This window comes from Flexistipes sp., assembly GCF_036172515.1.
Taxonomy (GTDB): Bacteria; Chrysiogenota; Deferribacteres; order Deferribacterales; family Flexistipitaceae; genus Flexistipes.
In genome coordinates, this window is record NZ_JAXKVW010000014.1 from 23,102 (window position 1) to 41,121 (window position 18,020).

Here is an 18,020-nt window from a genome sequence, read left to right on the forward strand (position 1 = left end):
TTGAGTGAAGAAAGGTTTTACTTTAATAGAGCTTTTGGTATCGATGGCGATTTTTGCCATTTTGATAGCAGGTGTTTATTACACCTATATTAGCTTGTATAGTGATTACAAACACCAGACCGTTAATGTAGAAAGTGAAATAGAAAACTTATTAGGACAAAATATAGTTAGACTGGATATTGAGCATGCCGGTATGGGTGTGCCGGATAATTCTTCTATAAATCCTATAGAATGGGACAATGCAGCTAACCACCTTAAAATTGTATCATCAGTAAACAGTACAAACCAGGATACTTTGAAATGGGCACTAATAGATTGTGACAATGGCTCATGGACTAAGATGTCGGGCGATGATTTAAACGATAATCTAACATTCATAAACGTTTTTACATTGGCAGAGGATAACGGAAGTAATGCTTGGGGAACTTGCCCCGGCAATTCAGTTTATACGGTTTATCCGGAAAGGACTAACATTGCCATTAAGTTAAGTGAGAATACGAATGGGGATTCCGGTTATACAGGGGAGTTAAAAATATGCAATGACGGCACCTATAATTTACTTCGTGGAGTAGGGGTTAATGCCGGCAAAAATGATAACCAAGGCTCTCATATTATTGACTGTGTGGCTGATTTTAAGGTAACTTTTGATTATGATGAGGATGGCGGCGGTACATTGGATTTAGACGAATATGATCTTAGTAAATCTGTCCCAAATCCTGATAAGATTCGTGCTGTCAATGTATACTTACTTGTGCAGGAAGGGAAGTACGACAGAAACCTTAATTTTACAAATAACGTGGTTGGTGGAAGTTACGTTCTGCAGAATGTTAACCCGGACGGAGATGATATAACTCTCTCTTTACCTGCAGGTTATGAGCATTACAAATGGAACCCTATTGTCATGAAAGTAAAACCTATGGGGCTGGTAAATGATGATTAAGACAAATGAAAAAGGGATGGCACTTATAATTACTTTGGTTTTAAGTTTTGTGGCACTTGGCTTTATTGCCGCTATCTTATATCTTTTAAATACCTCCACCAGCGGTTCCGGTGCTACAAAACGGTATTCGATGGCTTTGGAAACAGCAAAAGGCGTGTCCGATTATGTTGTGGAGAAAATACTGAGTGACGACCTAACCTGCAGTGGATCCAGCTGTGATTCAGGAGAAAGTATAGATATAGATATAGCTCCGCCTAATCACAACATAAGCGCAATAATGCTATCTGATCCCAAAAAAGTTACTGTGGATGAGGTTGATTATACAATATATTCTGTAAGAGTTGAAGCTGAAAATGATAAAACCAATGATAAAGCTATCATAGAATTTGTCTACAGAACTTACTAATTTATCTTTATCTTTTTGACTTCGGGGTCTATTGAGTCTGTTATTTTCTGGATTGATTTAATGAGGTCTATTATAGCCTGCTCGTCAAATTTGTTTTTTTCAAAGAAACAGTCTTCTTCCAGCACCTGAAACGATCTGTCCACAAAGTCAGTACCTTTTTCCGTGAGCTCTATATTAATAATCCGCCTGTCTTTTCCGCTTTTTACCCGCTGTACGTAACCTTTCAGTTCGAGCCTGTCTATTATGCCGGTAATGGCGCTGTTATTCAGATTGACGCGCCTTGTCAGCTCCGTAAGATTGATGCTTCTTTCCTTTTTTATTTCGTACAGGCAGATGAGCTGAGGAAGGGTGATATTATATTTCTGATTGAGATATTTTGTATATTTATCCAGTAATCGGTTGATTTTTCTTATATTGAGAATAAGATCCATGCAAAGATGTTCGTTGTCATACATAGTGTACCTCTGTTTGTAAAATTACTTAATCAAGTTTCACACTTCATTTTGTCTAGCATTCGCTTTTAGCGAATATATAGAATGTTAAACATATTTATCAGTCTAAAAGACTGGTGCTAGCCATAGGCATCCTTGCGACACCCTCTGGAAACAGGGTTGTGGCAATCTCAAAACAAGAAAAGTAGAGAGATTGCTGCCTCGTTTTCACTCCTCGCAAAGACGTGAAAACAGTTTAAGTGCGAAACTTGAATTACTTATTTAAAAAATTAATTTGATACTAAAACTTTTCAAGCATAAAATAACAAAAAAATTCATATAAATCAAGAGTCAAATGTGTTTGGTAAAAAATAAAAAGTATAAATTGAGGGTTTAAATAATTCAGGACGTGCGGTAACATGGTAGTTCAATGCTATTAGAAACAAATAGTTATTTGTTATTCATTGGGAAAGGCCTGCCGTACAGTTCAATATACGGCAGGCTGAAGATTTATCTGCAGATTTCGTCTTTGTGCTGCTCTTTATAATGGGCGTCCACTACGGCAATTGCAGCCATATTAACTATCTCATTTACATCACTTCCCCTCTGCAGTACGTGTACGGATTTGCAGAATCCCTGCAAAATTGGGCCGATAGCTGTACCTCCGCCTAATCTGTAAAGCAGTTTGTATGCTATGTTTCCCGCCTCAAGATTTGGGAAAACGAGTGTATTAGCGTCACCCTGAATGGCTGAGAATGGGAACGCATCTTGTGCTATAGGAGGATAGGTAGCTGTGTCTGCCTGCATATCGCCGTCTATGATCAGCTCTGGATGTTTTTCTTTTACCATTTTCATAGCGTCGGAAACCTTTTTTGTCCTGGGAATACGGACACTGCCAAAGTTGGTGAAGGAAAGCATTGCAATTTTGGCGTCAGTATCAAATTTTTTCCATGTTTCTGTGGACTGGAGAGCAATTTCTGCCAGCTGTTCTGCATCAGGATCGATATTTACTGTTGTATCGGCACATAAAACGATATTTTCTTTAAAAACCATAAAATAAGAGCCGGAAGGAACTTTGTAGTCTTTTTGAAGAGGTACAGTTTCCAAGAACGGCTTGACGGACTCCGGATAGCTTCTTGAAAAACCTGTCAGCATACAGTCAGCTTCACCGTTTAGTACCATCATGGAACCGTAGTAGTTTGTTATTCTTATCAATCTTCTCTTGGCTTCAACTTTGGTCATACCCTTTCGCTGCCTCTGATTAAACAGTTGTTCGGCATACTCCTCAAGTTTGTCAGATTTTGCAGGATCAATTATCTCGCAGCCTTCCAGATTGATATTGTTAATATCAGCCAGCTCTTTTATTTCAGCTTCATCGCCAAGAATTACCGGTGTTGCGAATCCTTCCTCAACAATTTTCTGTGAAGCTCTTAATATTTTTTCATAATTGCCTTCGGCCATAACGATTTTTTTAGGGTTGAATCTGGCTTTATTGATAATCTGCCGTGTAAATTCTTTTGCTATGGAAAGTCTTGATTCAAGAACATCTTTATATTTGTCCCAGTCTTTTATTTCCACTCGTGCCACACCTGTTTCCATTGCAGTTTGTGCCACAGCCGGTGCAACTGTTGTCAACACCCTTGGATCAAACGGCTTGGGAATAATATACTCTTTGCCAAATTCAATTTTTTCCAGCCCGTAAGCTTTGCACACAGATTCGGGAACGTCCTGTCTTGCAAGCTCAGCGAGTGCTTTGGCCGCAGCCAGTTTCATTTCCTCATTAATGGCAGTTGCCCTGACGTCAAGTGCACCTCTGAAGATAAAAGGAAAACCGAGAACATTGTTTACCTGATTCGGATAATCCGATCTTCCTGTGGCCATTATGGCATCACCTCTCACTTCTTCAACTTCCTCGGGAGTGATTTCCGGATCAGGGTTAGCCATTGCCATAATAATGGGGTTTCTGTTCATCATTTTTACCATTTCTTTTGTGACTGCACCTTTTACGGATAATCCCAAAAATACGTCAGCTCCGTCCATCGCTTCCAGAAGCGTTCTTTTGTCCGTATCCACGGCAAATTCTTCTTTGTACTTATTCATACCCTCTGTACGCCCCTGATATATAACACCTTTGGAATCGCACATTATAACGTTTTCCTTCTTTACTCCTGTGGAAATTATCAGTTTTGCTATGGCTATAGCCGATGCTCCTGCTCCGTTAATAACAACTTTTAACTCCGAAATTTCCTTTTTCACAATTTCTGAGGCATTGAGAAGTGCAGCCAATGCGATAATAGCTGTACCATGCTGATCGTCATGAAAAACCGGTATATTCAAACGTTCCCTTAATGTCTCTTCAATATAAAAGCAGTCGGGAGCTTTGATGTCTTCTAAATTTATACCGCCGAAAGTGGGTTCGATAAGTTCGGCTGCTTTGATGACCTCATCCGGATTCTGAGAGTTTACCTCTATATCAAAAACGTCAACATCTGCAAACCGCTTAAACAGTACACCTTTTCCTTCCATAACGGGTTTTCCTGCAGCTGCCCCGATATTTCCCAGACCGAGAACAGCGGTTCCGTTGGACAGAACGGCCACAAGATTACCTTTTGCTGTGTAATCAAAAACTTTCTCAGGATCATTTTCTATTTCCAGACATGGGTATGATACACCGGGTGAATACGCGAGTGACAGCTCCCTTTGAGTGAAGCAGGGTTTAGTTGCAACCACCTCTATTTTGCCGTGCCTGTGCCCCATATGGTATTCAAGTGCTTCTTCTTTAGTTACCTTACCTTTTTTTTCCATTTCCATAAATTCCTCCTGCTGTTTTTATTTCAAGTTTTATAGTAAACTTAACATCTGCCAATTATAGACGGATTGTGAGTATAGAGTAAACTATAAATCAACATTAATACAAAGTAAACAAAAAAATGTAATATTTTGCAAAAATATTATTAAAAAATATTGCCGTTTTTAGATATATAAAATATCAATAATTATCTATTTTAACTTATTATTATCAAATAGACTGACGTTAAATATAAAATCTTATAATAAGTATAATTTGTAATATTATAAAAATATTCTATGATATAACTATTTGAAAAAAATGAAAATATATTTAAATTCCTGTTATAATGCTTATAAAAATTTGCTAAAACAATATTAGGTCATTGCAGTGTATTACAAATTTATCTCAATAATGGTACATTCGGGCATATTCTGATTGATTGTTCTTTTAATGGGCGGCTTCAATTTAGTTATAATGGAAAGAAATATGTGTTAATATACCCGGTTTGTTTAATTTATGGTTAATATATCAATTTGGAGAAGTGGTACATTAGTATATTGGTTTATTTGTGTATTGGTTGTGGACATTCAACATCGGACATCTCATATCACCCATCACTCATCACTCATCACTCATCACTCATCACTCATCACGCATTACCCATAGCCCATAACCCATTACTCATCACGGTACTTTCGGAACTATCAAAAGACTTATATTATTGATTCAGAAGATGTTTGGTGGTATTATTTGATTATAGGTTTTGACTGTTTTTGGTGGACAGTTTGGTTAGCCGATGAGGAGAAATAACATACGTAGTTTGAAAAAGGGATCTCTCGACTACGCTTGCTCTGTTGAATAATAGCTTTGCTATTTGCCTTCGGCATTCAACAGGGCGAGAGGTAACAATTGACTAAAGGTGCCATCTCGACCGGAGCGCAGCGGAGCGAAGAGATCTCTGACATTGTTTGACAAAAGAAGTACCCCCTCTTGCTCTCCCCCTAAGATAGGGGGAGAAGTAAAGTCCCTTCCCCTAACTTAGGGGAAGGCCAGGATGGGGTATTTTCCCCTCCTAAGATAGGAGGGGTTAGGGGGGGTATGAAATTAAGTTGTTTTACGAGAGACCTCTCGACTACGCTCGAGGTGACAAAAAACTGTCTTCTCGACCGGAACCGAGTACATAAGACTTTGTGTGCTCGGTGGAGCGAAGAGATCTATAAGGCGGGGTACTTATTTAAAGGACTCAATACAGGTTAAAGGAGTTTACTAATTTGTCCTGCAAAAGAAATTGAAAAAACTATTATGAATAAGCTTTCACGTGTTTTGTTAAATTATAAAAATTATTTGAGAACTGAGCTTGGTTTTTCAGAGAACACAATTAAGGCTTATATGCATGATGTTCAGTCTTTTTTTGAATGGTCAGAAAAATATTATGATAAAATAGATATGGTTGATGTTGTTTCCTATATGTCTCATCTGAGGGAAAACACTTTTGCTGTTGATACAATTTTAAGAAAGCTGTCAGGTCTATCTTCTTTTTACGATTTCCTGCTGCAGGAAAAGCTTGTTGGCAATAATCCTTTGAATGCAGTTCAAAAACCGGGAAGATGGGATAAAATTCCAAAGTTTCTTAATTTTGAGGAAATCGACAAACTTCTGGACGCCCCGGATATCAATACCCCTTTCGGCTTACGTGATAAGGTTTTAATTGAGACTCTATATTCTACAGGAGTCAGAGTAAGTGAACTGACCAACATAATGATCAGCGACATGGATTTAAAAAGAGGTATCATTAAGGTTACCGGCAAGGGGAGTAAACAGCGTTTTGTGCCCTTGTACAGTTCTTTAATTGATCTGATAAATCGTTATCTTGAAGTACGGAGGTTTTCTTTTGTAAAAAATCGTGATAATGGTTACCTGTTTTTAAATAAAAACGGAGGAAAACTTTCACGAGTTTCATGCTGGAGCATTATAAAAAAATACTGCGCTGCAGCCGGTATAAAAGGGGATTTCAGTCCCCATACACTGAGACATTCATTTGCAACCCACCTATTGACCAACGGGGCTGATTTGAGGACTATTCAACTATTTCTGGGGCATGCTGATATTTCCACTACGGAAATTTATACTCATGTTACAGATGATAAGAAAAGGAATGTTTTGCTTGAAAATCACCCGCGTTTCAGAGACAGGAAATAATGAAAATAGTTTTGACACATCATAACCCCGACTTTGATGCCCTTTCAAGTGCTGTGGCTGCAGCACTTTTATATCGATGTGACCAGGTGATTTTATCGTCAAATACCGAAGGAAATGTCTCCGAATACCTTGACAGGGTTGATTTGGGTATTGAAATAAGCAGGATGAACAAGAAAGAACTGGAGGATATGCCTGAAGAAAAAATTGAACTGGCTGTGGTAACAGATTGTAAGTTGAAAAACAGGCTGGGTTATCTTAATAAAATCCTTTCCAGGGCTGATAAAGTTATAGTTTTTGATCATCACCAGAGTAAAGAATCCGATATCGGTGCCGACGAGATGTACTTTTTCCCTTATGGCGCCACAACTACTATCCTTGTAAACAGAATACGTGAAGAAAATATACCGATTGATCCTGAACAGGCGACGCTGCTGTTGATGGGAATTTATGAAGATACAGGCTTTCTTTCGTTTAATACCACAAAATCCGAAGATTTGAGGGCATGCGCATACCTGCTGGATGCCGGAGCGGATCTTTCCGGTGTCCCTTATTATATTAAACGGGATATGTCCAAGGAGCAGGTTTTTCTTTTAAATGAACTTCTTATGAACATGACGCTTATCATTGCCGAGGGTGTCTATGTCGGGGTTTCGTCTGCATCATTTGATGAATATGTGGAAGAAATTTCTTTTTTGGCACATAAAATAATTGATATGGAAAATCTTGATGCGCTGTTTATTCTCGTAAGGCTGGGAGACAGAATTGTTCTTGTGGGAAGAAGCAAGACTGAAAGTATTGACGCATCTGAAATATGTTATCATTTCGGCGGAGGCGGACATCCGGCAGCAGCCAGTTCCATAATAAAAGACAGAATGTTGCCGGAAGCATTCGATACTTTGAAGAATGTTATAAAAGATAAGATAAAACCGTCTAAAAATGCCGAGAGCATAATGACCTATCCGGTAAAATGTGTGTCCTTTTATCAAACTTTTAATGAGGCCCTGAGTCTTTTTATGAAATATAATCTGAATATGATGCCTGTAGTGAAAGAAGGCGCAACTGTTGGCATTATTTCCAGAAAAGATATTTTGCAGGGGATTAAACACGGTTTGTCAGATGAACCGGTTAATTCGATAATGCAGATTGAGTTTGAAAAAGTAAATCCGGATACCCCTTATTATGAAGTTGAAGATATCATCCTGGGAGCAAATCAGAAAATTGTGCCGGTGGAAAAAGACGGGGTTCTCGTTGGTGTGATTACAAGAACTGATTTGTTGAGACTTATGAGAGAAGATATGGATAAGACCCCCAGTTATATGAAAGGGAGAATTAAAAGTCTTGGTCTGTCAAAAACGAGAAACCTTTCCAATATGCTGAAAGACAGACTGCCTGAAAAATATTTTTCAATTCTGGAAGAAGTCGGTATGCTGGCCGATGAGCTGAGGATGAACGCATATATTGTGGGCGGTTTTGTCAGAGATTTACTCATGCGCAATAAAAACTTTGATGTGGATATTGTTGTGGAAGGTGATGCTACTGTGGTAGCCCGCACCTATGCCGGGCAAAAAGGGGCAAAGGTTTCTGTACATGATAAGTTCAAAACTGCAGTGGTAATTTTAAACGGCGATCGTATTGATTTTGCAACTGCAAGAACCGAATATTACGATTTTCCGGCTGCTGCCCCGGAGGTTGAAAGTTCTTCCATTAAAAATGATTTATACAGAAGAGATTTTTCCATAAATTCTTTGGCGGTTCAGATTAATAACAAAGATTTCGGAAAACTGATAGATTTTTTCGGCGGGCAGAAAGATATTAAGGATAAAAAAATCAGGGTGTTACATAACTTAAGTTTTGTGGATGACCCGTCGAGGGTTTTCAGGGCTATCAGATTTGCAGTGAGGTTCGGATTTGAAATAGGACCCCATACAAAAAAACTGATAAAACATTCCGTTAATCTCAATTTGATAGAGCGCATAGCCGGAGTCAGGCTTTTTCAGGAATTAAAATATATCCTGAGTGAAGACAACTATATAGATGCTTTAAAACTTCTCGATGAGTATGATCTTTTTAAATACTATTCTGCAAAAGAAGTTTATAATTCCGGTAAATTGGAAAATCTGGAAAACCTTGAAAAAATATATTCCTGGTATACATTTCAATTTTCCGAGGTGTGTGATGAAATTTATAAAAGCAGATTCTGTGTTTTATTCAGTAACCTTACATTTAAGGAAGTGGTAAATCTCGGAGAAAGATTTAACTTTTCTGCTAAAATGAGAGACGATCTTATTAAAGGTTTGCTGAAAACAAAGAATGTGGTGCTTAAGATTACAAAAACAAAAGAAGTAACGCCAGCCAAAGTTTACAGGCTTTTAAATCCGCTTTCCAATGAATACATATTTTCAGTTGGGGCCTTGCTTTCCCAAAAAGATGATTATCTTATTAAAGATTATTTTACAAAATATAGAAATACAAAACTGATAATCAACGGCAATGATTTGAAAAAATTGGGTTACAAACCGTCGAAACTGTTTGGTATAGTTCTTGAGAAACTCTTGGATTTAAAGCTTGACGGGTATATTACAAACAAGGAGGATGAATTAAATTGGGCAAAAAAATTATTCAGGGAGCATGGCGCTGATGGCTGAGAAAGCGTTACAGCAAAAAGAGATTCAGGTTGAAGAGACACTGGTACCGGAAATACTGGGCAAACAGGATGAGTATCTTAAAATGATTAAGAAAGAACTTTCCATTAATATAGCTGTTTTCGGTAATAATTTTGTTTTTTCAGGCAATTCGGAAGCTGTTGAAAAAGGGGTTAAGTTGCTGGAACATCTGATCAGCATTGCGAAAACGAGGAATATAAATAAGTCGGATATAACTTATGCGCTGCGTATGATAAGTTCGGATAAGGATACAGATGTCCAGGGAGTTTTATTAGACAGTGTGAAAGTTTCGGGACGTGTAAAGGAAGTGGTACCAAAATCTCAAAAACAGAAGGAGTATCTTGGAAATATTAAAAATGACGATGTAGTCTTCGGCATAGGGCCGGCAGGTACAGGTAAAACTTACCTTGCAATGGCGATGGCTGTAAATATGTATCTGACAAAAAGGGTGAGCCGTATTATACTGACCAGACCGGCTGTGGAAGCAGGCGAAAATCTCGGATTTTTGCCCGGGGATATTGCTGATAAAATAAATCCTTACTTAAGACCGCTGTATGATGCTTTATACAGCATGCTTGATGTTGAAAAGGCTGCGCTTCTCATTGAAAAGGGAGTGATTGAGCTTGCACCTCTTGCCTTTATGCGCGGCCGAACACTTAACGATTCTTTTGTAATACTTGATGAAGCTCAGAATACAACTATGGAACAGATGAAAATGTTTTTAACAAGGCTGGGATTTCACTCCAAAGCCGTTATAACGGGTGATATTACCCAGATAGATCTCCCCGTAGGCAAGGGTTCCGGACTTGTCCTGGTGAGAAACATTCTGAAGAACGTTGAAGGTGTCAAATTTGTGGAATTTTCTGAAAAGGATGTAATAAGACATCCGCTTGTTCAGAAAATCATAAAAGCTTATGAGAAATATGAGGAGAGGATTGGCAATGGAAATTAGTGTTTTGTTAGACAATAAAACGGATGAAGATTTATTCTCCGGAGATTTTTTTGAGGATATTTCAAAAATTTTATTTGATAATGTGAAAGCGGAAAATGATTTTATTGAAATTTCGCTACTAATATTGGATGATGCAAAAATCAGAGAGATAAACCGGCTTTATCGTGGAATTGATAAGCCCACTGATGTTTTATCTTTTCCCATGAATCCGGAGGAGAGTGCTGCTAAATACATGATCGGTGATGTTGTTATCTCTGCTGATAAAGCAAGAAAACAGGCTGAAGATGCCGATATTTCCTTTGAAAGGGAGCTGGCATATCTATATATTCACGGCCTCCTGCATCTTCTTGGATATGATCACGAACTCTCAGAGGCTGAAGAGAAGATTATGTTTGATATGCAGGAGAATATATTAACTCAGGTTATTGAAGCCGGAATTTGCACGTGAGATTGAAAGTAATAGTCTTTTTAGAGGATTTTTGTGGATTTTACAGATTTTATATGGTAACTAAACTAATATGATAAAATACACGTGTTTAAAAATGCTTCTAAGAGGTGAGCTTTTAGTAGCCATATGAAATCGGACAGTTGGTGGAAATCCCTCGGCTTTGCTACGCAGGGAGTGCTTTATGCGGTTAAAACCGAAAGAAATCTCAAGATTCACATCTTTTTGGCTATTGCCGTTTTATTTATTTCTCTTTTTTTCGATCTGGCTTTTCTGGAATATGTAATATTTGCATTGACCATTACGCTTGTTATTGCATCAGAACTTTTTAATACAGCCATCGAATACATAATAGATGCTCTGATACCTGAGCAATCCGAAACCGCCCGGGTGATAAAAGATGTTTCTGCGGGTGCTGTTTTGGTAACGGCATTTGGAGCGATTTTTGTCGGATATTTTGTTCTTTTTGACAGAATGCGCAAAATTGCTAATATGTCTCTGAGTAATCTCCCCAACCTTCCCGACCACATAGCGGTTATTTCCCTGTTTATAACTATTTGTTTTGTTGTGATTTTTAAAACGATGAGTGTTAAAGGGATACCTCCCATAATAGGCGGGATGCCTTCCGGACATGCAGCGATATCGTTTTCAATACTTGTTTCCGTAGCATACATTACAAAAGATTTTCTGGTAATTCTTCTGGTTACTGTTCTGGCTCTTCTGGTGAGCCACTCACGTATTCAACTGAACATACACACCCTTAAGGAAGTGGCTATGGGCGGCATATTAGGGGCTGTGATAACGTTTTTTATATATGTATTTTTTTTGTGAGGTGAAAACTTGGAAGACGGTGTAACGTTATATTCAGTGTTGATAATTATTTGTCTGGTGATGTCGGCTTTCTTTTCTTCGACGGAGACTGCTCTGACGTCGTTAACAGAGCTTAAAATCAACCATATTATTCACGAAAAGGGCAGTAAAGCAAAAGCGCTGGAATTGTGGCTGCTGCACCCAAACAAGGTACTGAACACCATACTTATAGGAAATAATATCTTTAATATTCTGGGCTCTGTTCTGGCTGCAGAGATAGCGAATATAATGTTTAACAACACACCCATTGCTCTTGTTACAGGTGTTATGACTCTGATGATTTTGATTTTTGGTGAAATAACACCCAAAACCTTTGCAAAACACAATGCCGAGGCATTTTCACTGTTTGCAATAAAAATTCTCAGGTTGTTTTATACTGTTTTTTATCCGGTTTCCTATTCCCTGAACGTTTTTGTAAAGGTTTTAATAAAATTTATGGGCGGTGAAGTGGAAAAGATTGGTCCGAGTATTACTGAGGATGAGTTGGAATTTCTTATTTCTGTTGGTGAAAAAGAGGGTGTGCTGGAGAATCAGAAGCGGGAAATGCTGCATAATATTTTTGAAATCAGCGATACCATAGCAAGGGAAGTTATGGTTCCCAGAACGGATATGACAATACTGAAAGTGGATCAACCGATTAATGATATTATAAATGTCGTCAGCCAGACGGAATATTCCAGAATTCCCGTTTATGAAAACAGGATGGATAATATCATTGGGATTTTATATGTTAAAGATCTGCTGAAATATATTAAAGAGGATTTTGCTTCTATAGATATCCGCAAAATCATGAGGAAAGTGTATTTTGTTCCGGAAACCAAAAAAATTGACGATCTGCTCAGGGAATTTCAGTTAAACAGAATACACCTGGCTGTAGTCGTGGATGAATATGGCGGAGTGTCGGGGATTGTAACTTTGGAAGATATTTTGGAAGAAATAGTCGGTGAAATAAGAGATGAGTACGACAAAGAGGATGATGATATTGTTGAGAAATCTTCCGAGTCGGAATATATTGTCAGAGCCAGGATGGATGTGGATGATTTCTGTGATTTTTTCGGACTGGAAAAATCCGAAGACATGGATGAGTATGAGACTCTTGGAGGGCTTATATATGACCTAGCCGGTAAAATCCCCGATGTTGGTGACGAGTTTAATCTTGATGGTTATACACTTACGGTGATTGAAAAAGAGAGCAGAAAACTTAAAAAAATTAAGGTGGTAAGAAACGAAGTTAATGAAGACTCAGAAGATGAACGATATGAGTAAGTTTGGCGTTGTAACAATAATTGGCCGTCCGAATGTCGGCAAATCCACACTTTTGAATTATATTCTCGGAGAAAAGATTACAATCATTTCCTCCAAACCCAATACAACAAGAACCGTGGTTAAAGGGATAAAAACCACGAAAGATTATCAGGCTGTGTTTGTGGATACTCCGGGTATTCATAATGCAAGGGATAAAATCAACCGGCTCATGGTGGATCAGGCAGTTTCAAGCTTGAGTATGGTGGATGTTATTTATCTTATGATGGAACCTGATGAGATATTTGCGTCTGAGTTTAACTATATAATGAGCCTGCTGAATGAGCTCAGTACTCCGAAATTTTTGTTGATTAATAAAATTGATGCTTACAAAAGACACGAAATTTATAAGATAGCCGATACCGCCTTTAAAAAGGGTGATTTTAAATATGTTTTACCCATCTCTGCAAAGAAAGGCACCAATGTGGAAAAGCTGCTGAATCTGACTGTCGAAGAGTTTAGCAGTGCCGGTGCTTTTTACGATGAAGAAGAAATTACGTCAGTCCCGGAAAAATTTCTTATTGCAGAATTCGTAAGGGAGCAGGTTTTCAACTATATGAAAGATGAGCTGCCTTATGATACCCTTGTGGAATGTGAAAGTTTGGAAGAGGAAAATGACAAGCTCTTTGCCAGTGTTGCCATAATTGTAAAAAGGGATTCCCAGAAAGGGATGATAATAGGCAGGCAGGGGCAGAATCTTAAAAATATAGGTAAAAGCGCCAGGCAAAATCTTAAAAAGTTTTTTGGAGTTCCAATACATCTTGAATTATGGGTGAAAGTCAAATCGAATTGGCAGGACAGTGATGAGTATTTAAGTATCCAGGGGTTGTAATTCCGGATGAAACGGATAAAAACACCCGCTATTATTTACAAAATGATGATGTATTCGGATAAATCTGCTATTGCCACAGCATTTTCCCTGTCTCACGGCAAAATCAAACTTTTTATAAACAAAGCTTATTCCAAACGCGGAGGCATATCAAAAATGCTGCCGGGAGATCTGGATTTTCTCAAAAAAAGCAGTTCGGATTTAAACAAATTTTATGCTTTTTATCAGAATATCGGTATGTCGCACTTTTTGGAATCACCTGCTGTTTATCTGCGTATGAATCTTATATTTGAAGTTTTTGATATGTTTTACGGCCTTGACATGCCGGATGAACGGTTGTGGCGTTTGCTTATGAATGTCACACCCCATAATTTCCGCAAGTCCTCAATTTATATTAGTGATTATATTTTGAGCGAATCAGGGTTCAGAGATAACTTTATTTTTTGTTCCTCATGTGATAAACATATGGTGGAAGGGTTTCTGGAAGATGGCAGAATTTTTTGCATGGATTGTTCAAAAGGAAACGGATTTTACATTGACGAAAAACTGGTGGAAATCTTTAATGCTTTGGATGATAATGAATTATACAAAAAGCTTTTTGTGATAAGTGATGTGGAAATGATGTACTGGGATTTCTTTCAGAAATATTTCAACAAAATTACAGGAAAAAATCTTAAAACCCTGGATACACTTAAACTTATTGAATGAGAGGCAAAAGTTGCAAATAAAAAAGCACACATTACAGACGCCGTATCCTGTGGGCCCTGTCCATTTTTATACCTATGAAACGGACAGGTATGTTTTGATTTTTGATACGGGGCCGAGAACGGAAGAAGCTGCGAAATATGTTGAAGAATTATTCGATAATAAAAAGCAAAAATTTCTTTTTATAACCCACTGTCACGTTGACCATTATGGTATGCTGGATTTCTTTGAAAGGCGTGATGACACGGAGATTTTTATTTCAAAATATGATTTGTTTAAATTTGACAAAGTTGACGAACGGTTGGAAAAATTAAAACGGCTTCTTGCCGGGGAAGGATTCCCGGAGAATATTATTTCATCTGTTGAAGGGAGTCTTCGCTACTTCAAATATTCCGTTCCTTTTCCGAAGCGTTATAATGTGTTGGAGGAAAATGAAAATTATGTATCAGAACTCGGAATTGCATTTGAAAGGTGCCCCGGCCATTCACAGAGCGATATCCTCTATAAAATTAACGGCAGTGCTGTAAGCGGCGATATAATTCTAAGAAACATATTTCAGACGCCCCTGCTTGATATGGATTTTTATGATACTGACAGAAGATTCAAAAATTACGATGCATTTATAAATACCGCAATGAAGCTGAAGAGCATGAAAAATTATAACTTTTTGCCCGGTCATCGGGACTATATTGGCTCAGTTGATGAGCGGTTAAGATTTTACGTTAGAAAAGTAAAAGATCGCGCGGCTTTTTTGGAGGAAATGTGCAGCGAATGCACAGTATACGAGGTTGTGAAGAAACTGGTTAATGATGTGACTGAAAATCCTTTCTCTACATATATAAAAGCTTCAGAGACCTTTTTTATAAAAGATTATCTTTCTTCACCATCCAAACTTGACGGAATATTATAATGGAATGTAATTGTAATAAATCTGGTTATTGATTTCCACTTCGCTTAAGGTAATTGTTCCTGAGCCGCAGGCAATTTCCGCTCCGTTTTCATCATTTTTGATTATTTCACCCGGCTCTCCAAAATGTCCCTGCCATTTTTCTGTTTTGGCCCTGAACACTTTAACTTTGGTTCCTTCCGAATAAAAATAAGCGCCGAAAAACGGTCTGCTGAATGCCCTGATCTGATTGTAAATACTGTATGCATCCCGCCCAAAATCTATTATGGCGTTTTTTGAACGTTTTCGGATAATATAGAAGGCTTCATCTTCGTTTTGCGGAAGGGTTTTGTAATTTTTCAGCCCGTTTTTTTCAACATTTATAATAAATTCAGCTGATATATTCACAATATTTTCTATAAAATCTTCCGGATAATCGTCATATTCGATTCGCAGCGCTTTCTGATATATGATATCTCCGGCATCAACTTTCCCGGAAGGCTTGTAAAAAGTGACTCCGCTTTGATAAACTCCCTTCTCAAACTGTTCGCTGATACATCCATACCCTCTGTATTTTGGAAGAAGAGACGGCTGCATCTGAATGACATTAAATTCAGGTCTGCTTTTTTTGAAGAAATCTTTAGTCCAGTCGATGCATACGGCATTATCACAGTCCAGTCTGTCTAGAATGTTTTTATTGTATTCATACTTATTATTCTGCAGATACATTATACTGAATTTGTCCTCAAAAGGTGAAAAATCCTTTGACTGACCGGTACGTCTGAAAGCGGTATCGTATGTGATTATCTTCGGGTAAAAGTTAAGCGAGTGTAGCTTTTCCAGAAGTTTAAATCCAATAATATTGGCTGTGAAAACTGCTGTTCTTACCAACTTCCACCGCCTCCGCCGCCGAAACCGCCGCCGGAGAATCCTCCGCCTCCACCAAAACCGCCGGAACCTGAAGATTTGGGCTGTGAGCTCATTGTGCTGCTCATGGATTTTGCAGAGCTTTCAATTGAGCTGGCAAGGTATATCAATGAAAAATTATCCATGGTACGGCTGCGGTACCATGAAGGCGGACTGGTCAGAATATTTTCAAATTTTTCAGCCCACTTTGTTGTCAGTCCGAAAACAACGGCATATGGGAGTGTCTTGTCAAAATATGAAGGATCCTTTTTTAAGAAAATTTTAAGCTTCGGTTCCTCAACCATATTTATAAAATCTTTAAAACCTTTTACCTTTTGGTACCTTTTTAAGCCGGCATCCGTTTTTTTAGGCATTATATATCCGAAAATAAAAACGATGACAGAAGTGAGAGCCCCTGCAATAATAAAATCTATTCTGTGCAAACTGGCTCCGAGATATATCCCGGCAAAAAGTATAATTGCAGCTGCTGATTTCATCAGTCTGCCCAGCTGCCTGCTGAAACCTTCGTAAACCCCGCTTTTGTTTATTTCTTCACGCAGCTGTTCTTTTGCCTGTTTCATATATGTGTAAAAATTGTCTTTTAGTGTGGATACCCGGACGTTGGTTGTGTTCGCAGGAAATAGTCCGTAAAAGATTGTTTTTTCAAAAGGTTTTGCATCCTTATTAAGCTCTTTTTCTTTTGTCAGGATATAGTCTTTGGATGAGAAGAACCCTTCATCCTCAACTTCTTCAATACTGATAAAACCTTTTGATGCCCAGTAGAAGATAAGTGAAGTTAAATCTCTGTTATCCCCTTTGTCATCTATAATAAAACCGGCTTCAGCAGGTGTGATTTTATCAGGTATTTTATAGTGGACAACGTCTATTATGCTTTTGTCTTTGCCGATAAAATACCATAAAGCAAAAAGGGCAACAAGCACGAAAATAGGGATAAACAAAGCCCAATTGCCGGATATAAAAAGCTGCAACGATTTAAAATAGGATATGTTTCCCAAATATCCTGGCGGAAATTTTATCCCTACAGTCAGCCCTTCGCCTGGAGAGAACGGTTTTTCAGTCGATCCGTATATTGCTTTTGGCTTAATTTTTACTGTATCAACTTTTTTCTTCTCACCATAGCTGCCCCTGAAAAGAAAAAAATCGTCTTTGTTTAAATTCAGCGGTTTTGGCAGAAAAATCGAGAATGTTGAATTTTCAATACTAACAGGCCATTCGGTGCCAATCAGATTCCAGTAAAATTCCTGACGGTCTTCGAAATTGAGGATTCCGCCAGCCACTTTATAAGAAATATTATACTTTACACGGCCTCTGACATATTTATTGGCGGAGCCTATTCTTATCGTTATGAAATTACCATCTTTGCTGATTTTATAATTATAGTTTTCAACATTGATGTCATATATGTTTAGTTTGTAAGCGTCTTTTGCTGAGCCTGAAAACGAAGTAAATTCCGCAGACAGATTTTGTGCATCTGTTATCTCATATTTATAAGGGATTTTTCTGAAAATTCCGTGTCTGGGGGATGAGAATCTTACTGTCAATTCTTCTTTTACTTCAATTACTGAGTTACTTTGGAGAAAAATTTCGTTACTGTAATTTTCTATGGTAAAATATTCAGCATGAGCAAAACTACTTACAAAAAACAGCAGGACTAAAGAAAAAAGTTTTTTCATC

At 38.0% G+C, this 18,020-nt stretch carries 15 protein-coding genes; 11 read left to right on the forward strand and 4 right to left on the reverse strand.

Features of this window, described 5'->3' with window-relative positions; all coding sequences use genetic code 11:
- Nucleotides 1–4: 4 nt before the first annotated feature.
- The gene (locus tag UMU13_RS09400; RefSeq protein WP_328218650.1) at nucleotides 5–940 is read left to right on the forward strand and encodes a PilW family protein; all 936 of its coding nucleotides are present in this window, start codon (nucleotides 5–7) and stop codon (nucleotides 938–940) included.
- Entirely contained in the window at nucleotides 930–1,346 is a 417-nt protein-coding gene (locus UMU13_RS09405; protein WP_328218652.1) for a hypothetical protein, read from the forward strand. The genes UMU13_RS09400 and UMU13_RS09405 overlap by 11 nt, the downstream gene beginning before the upstream one ends.
- Here the strand turns inward: UMU13_RS09405 and UMU13_RS09410 are convergent.
- Both UMU13_RS09410 and UMU13_RS09415 read right to left on the reverse strand, forming a co-directional pair.
- Nucleotides 1,343–1,801 carry a MarR family winged helix-turn-helix transcriptional regulator gene (locus UMU13_RS09410; protein ID WP_328218654.1) on the reverse strand — a complete coding sequence of 153 codons (459 nt, stop codon included), beginning with the start codon at nucleotides 1,799–1,801 and terminating at the stop codon, nucleotides 1,343–1,345. The genes UMU13_RS09405 and UMU13_RS09410 overlap by 4 nt on opposite strands.
- 486 nt (nucleotides 1,802–2,287) lie before the next feature.
- Complete coding sequence (locus UMU13_RS09415; protein WP_442902147.1) at nucleotides 2,288–4,582, reverse strand: NADP-dependent malic enzyme; 2,295 nt, start codon at nucleotides 4,580–4,582, stop codon at nucleotides 2,288–2,290.
- 1,288 nt (nucleotides 4,583–5,870) lie between these two features.
- Here UMU13_RS09415 and xerA point away from each other — a divergent pair.
- The 9 genes from xerA to UMU13_RS09460 all read left to right on the forward strand — a co-directional run bounded on the left by xerA (nucleotide 5,871) and on the right by UMU13_RS09460 (nucleotide 15,443).
- The gene (gene xerA / locus UMU13_RS09420; RefSeq protein WP_328218656.1) at nucleotides 5,871–6,767 is read left to right on the forward strand and encodes a site-specific tyrosine recombinase/integron integrase; all 897 of its coding nucleotides are present in this window, start codon (nucleotides 5,871–5,873) and stop codon (nucleotides 6,765–6,767) included.
- Nucleotides 6,767–9,412, forward strand: coding sequence for a CBS domain-containing protein (locus tag UMU13_RS09425; protein ID WP_328218657.1), 2,646 nt, complete (start codon nucleotides 6,767–6,769; stop codon nucleotides 9,410–9,412). The genes xerA and UMU13_RS09425 overlap by 1 nt, the downstream gene beginning before the upstream one ends.
- Nucleotides 9,405–10,382 (forward strand): PhoH family protein, encoded by a 978-nt coding sequence (locus UMU13_RS09430; RefSeq protein ID WP_328218658.1) that lies wholly within the window; start codon nucleotides 9,405–9,407, stop codon nucleotides 10,380–10,382. The genes UMU13_RS09425 and UMU13_RS09430 overlap by 8 nt, the downstream gene beginning before the upstream one ends.
- Nucleotides 10,372–10,830: an rRNA maturation RNase YbeY gene (gene ybeY / locus UMU13_RS09435; protein ID WP_328218659.1), complete on the forward strand. Its 459-nt coding sequence runs from the start codon at nucleotides 10,372–10,374 to the stop codon at nucleotides 10,828–10,830. The genes UMU13_RS09430 and ybeY overlap by 11 nt, the downstream gene beginning before the upstream one ends.
- Before the next feature lie 126 nt (nucleotides 10,831–10,956).
- A complete protein-coding gene (locus tag UMU13_RS09440) occupies nucleotides 10,957–11,658 on the forward strand; it encodes a diacylglycerol kinase (protein ID WP_328218661.1) in 702 nt (233 codons plus the stop codon).
- A gap of 9 nt (nucleotides 11,659–11,667) precedes the next feature.
- The gene (locus UMU13_RS09445; RefSeq protein ID WP_328218662.1) at nucleotides 11,668–12,963 is read left to right on the forward strand and encodes a hemolysin family protein; all 1,296 of its coding nucleotides are present in this window, start codon (nucleotides 11,668–11,670) and stop codon (nucleotides 12,961–12,963) included.
- Nucleotides 12,956–13,831, forward strand: coding sequence for a GTPase Era (gene era / locus UMU13_RS09450; protein WP_328218663.1), 876 nt, complete (start codon nucleotides 12,956–12,958; stop codon nucleotides 13,829–13,831). Before UMU13_RS09445 ends, era begins: the two co-directional genes overlap by 8 nt.
- 6 nt (nucleotides 13,832–13,837) lie before the next feature.
- Entirely contained in the window at nucleotides 13,838–14,536 is a 699-nt protein-coding gene (gene recO, locus UMU13_RS09455; protein WP_328218664.1) for a DNA repair protein RecO, read from the forward strand.
- 10 nt (nucleotides 14,537–14,546) lie between these two features.
- The gene (locus UMU13_RS09460; RefSeq protein ID WP_328218665.1) at nucleotides 14,547–15,443 is read left to right on the forward strand and encodes an MBL fold metallo-hydrolase; all 897 of its coding nucleotides are present in this window, start codon (nucleotides 14,547–14,549) and stop codon (nucleotides 15,441–15,443) included.
- Here UMU13_RS09460 and UMU13_RS09465 read toward each other — a convergent pair.
- Complete coding sequence (locus UMU13_RS09465) at nucleotides 15,438–16,310, reverse strand: formyltransferase family protein (RefSeq protein WP_328218666.1); 873 nt, start codon at nucleotides 16,308–16,310, stop codon at nucleotides 15,438–15,440. The two genes, UMU13_RS09460 and UMU13_RS09465, sit on opposite strands and share 6 nt — an antisense overlap.
- A complete protein-coding gene (locus UMU13_RS09470; protein ID WP_328218667.1) occupies nucleotides 16,304–18,019 on the reverse strand; it encodes a DUF2207 domain-containing protein in 1,716 nt (571 codons plus the stop codon). The genes UMU13_RS09465 and UMU13_RS09470 overlap by 7 nt, the downstream gene beginning before the upstream one ends.
- Nucleotide 18,020: the final 1 nt, after the last annotated feature.